Raw genomic sequence first — 2,555 nt, forward strand, 5'->3', positions numbered from 1 at the left:
AGTGGCTTGAGGAACCTGAGAGAGCAATACTTGCAGAGTTGTGCTGCGGTTTGGGTTGACATGACCGAGAACAATGTAATCTAGCGTAGTAAAATCTAAATGTTGTGCAAGTTGCTGAAGGTAAATTTCGGTAAAAGATTCGCCAGGAGGGTCAATTAAAGCCTTTTTATCAGCTTGAATCAGATAAGAATTCGCTGTAGTTCCCCGTTGGCGGGAATACTCCACCTCAAATTTTAATCTGTCCCAAGTCCGCGATCGGAGAATCAGAGTATTTTTACCAATTTCAACAACTTGTACATCTCTGCTATGGTTGGGCGTTAATGTGGCAGCAGACATAATAACCTCTGTTAACAATGGGGAATTGGCTAAATAATTCGTAATTCGTAATTCGTAATTGAAGAATGCAAACTCACAAGATTCATCAATGGAGGCATAAAAGTGCGTAACATGATTATTTCTGGGTAAGCAATTTTATCTGTGGGTAATAATTACGAATTACGTAGCTTGCTTCTCGCCCTTGGCGAGTATTATCAATTACGAATTATGTTGACCATTAGTTTGTGTTAATTCAGACTTGGCTCGGCTTCTATAGCGTTTAGATACTTCTTGTTCGGGATCGATACCTTCAAAGGTAGGGGGTAACCAAACTCGGAGGAACAGTAGTACTCCCAGGACTAATAAAAAGGCGCAAGTTGCTAAAATTTGACTCCAATTAGTTTCTAGAACACCTTTAACAATGACTTCTCGCAAGGCGGAAACGATGGAAACTTCAACAGCTACGCCAATAGATACTCGATGTTCCTGTAGGTAAATAATCAGTAGTCGAAATAACTCAACTAAGATAAGTAAAAAGAGAATATCGGCAGTAACAGCATGAAAATCTAGAGGCGGAAGTAAGGAGAGAAACATATCTCTCACCTGAAGCACCATGAAGCTAAATAAACCGATACACAAAGAAATTACAATTATATCTTGAATAAATTCCAAGGTTCGCACAACGCGCCCCCGATTGATTTCGTACATTGTAATCGGGGTATTCTCAGCAGATTTATACATAGTTGTGGGGAGTTGGGAGTTAGGGAGTGGGGAAAAAGGGGAAAACAATGACCAATGACAAATTAGTAATGATTACCAATTTTGCGGTGATGGGCAGCAGTAAGTGCATGTAGGTTGGCAACTCTTCCAGTTTGGACTGTGCTATAAATTACCCAATGATCTCCACAATCCATGCGGCTAGTAATTTCACATTCCATGTAAGCCAAAGCTTCAGCTAAAACGGGCGATTCATTTTTCGCTGGATATGTTTTCACACCAGCAAATCTATCTGCACCAGGAGCAAAACGTTTCAGGAAATGTTTCATTAATCCTTGATATTTGCCTTCTTCTAAAACGTTTAAAACGAAGCGATCGCCAACGTGCATCAAAGACTCAATTGCCCGATCTTTGGATACTGCGATCGCTACTCCTAAAGGCTCAAGACTCGCTTGTGTCACCCAAGAAGCAAACATTGCGCTCTGAATTTCTCCTTTTTTGGCGGTGATAATATACAATCCTGTGCTAATCCGCCCTAAAGCTTTTTCTAGCTCAGTATTGATAGATTTGATTTGTTTTATGGTGCGATCGCGGGTCAACCATTGACCCATATCTGTCCCCGCTTCATCACAAAGTTGTTCCGTTGCTTGAGTAGGAATTTCCTTAACTAAGATAGGAGGAAAAGCTTCAGTTAATCCTAGTTCTTGGAACTTATTACGTAAAGGATAAACAGGTTCATCTTCTCCACCTCCTGACTCTAATAAACCAATTGTCTGCTTCTTGTGAACAGCAGCCAAAATTGTACTTAAAGCAGCTTGAATCATCACCGAAGATTGGGGTGGCATTGCAATTACTAAACCAGAAGCTTGTGCAACTAATTCTCGAACTTCTTGAGGCTCGGCACTATTAAAGTCTACTAATTCTACTGCCACCCCTGTTTTCGCGCATCCATGCGCTATGGAACGGACTAAATGCTCACTATGCCCGTAATCTTCAACATAAAATAGAGCCACTAATGTCTCTGTTTTTGCTTGTTCTAAACTCCAGTTTTGATAGCGTCCGAGCCATTCGGAGATATAGTGTTGTAATAAAGGGCCATGTCCCGTGGCAACTGTTTTTATATCTAACTTTTCAATCCGCTTTAAAGCTGCCAAGACAGATCGGGCATTGGGGCCCATGAGACAATCATAGTAATAGTGAAAATCTTCCTCTATTAAAGTAATATTTTCATCATAGGTGTGGTCATCACAGTAGTGCATTCCAAACACATCGCAAGTGTAAAGAGTGCTAGTTTTGTGATCATAAGTCAATATTGTATCAGGCCAGTGTAAGTTAGGTGCAGAGATAAATTCTAATTCGTGTCCGTTACCTAAATCTAATCGCTCTCCACTTTTCACCTGCATTGATTTAAAAGGCTGGTGAACCATATTTTCTAAAAATTGAATAGCCACCTTTGCACCGACAACAGTAATTGAGGGAGCTAATTGCAAAATATCTTTCACTAAGCCACTGTGGTCTGGTTC

At 40.5% G+C, this 2,555-nt stretch carries 2 protein-coding genes and 1 pseudogene; all 3 read right to left on the minus strand.

Going from position 1 to position 2,555, the window contains the following annotated elements; genetic code table 11:
• Positions 1 to 336: pseudogene (locus tag VE944_RS02935) on the minus strand (flavin oxidoreductase); the annotation flags it as partial.
• A gap of 198 nt (positions 337 to 534) precedes the next feature.
• Entirely contained in the window at positions 535 to 1,056 is a 522-nt protein-coding gene (locus tag VE944_RS02940) for a phosphate-starvation-inducible PsiE family protein (protein WP_324972027.1), read from the minus strand.
• Between the two features lie 62 nt (positions 1,057 to 1,118).
• On the minus strand, positions 1,119 to 2,555 hold a 1,437-nt coding region (locus VE944_RS02945), incomplete at its 5' end, for a diflavin flavoprotein (RefSeq protein WP_324972030.1).

Origin of the sequence: Nostoc sp. (assembly GCF_035638895.1) — a bacterium.
Taxonomy (GTDB): Bacteria; Cyanobacteriota; Cyanobacteriia; order Cyanobacteriales; family Nostocaceae; genus Nostoc.

Coding starts and splice junctions, on each gene's coding strand:
- VE944_RS02940 (WP_324972027.1), bottom strand. CDS start 1,056: ATGTATAAATCTGCTGAGAATACCCCGATTACAATGTACGAAATCAAT.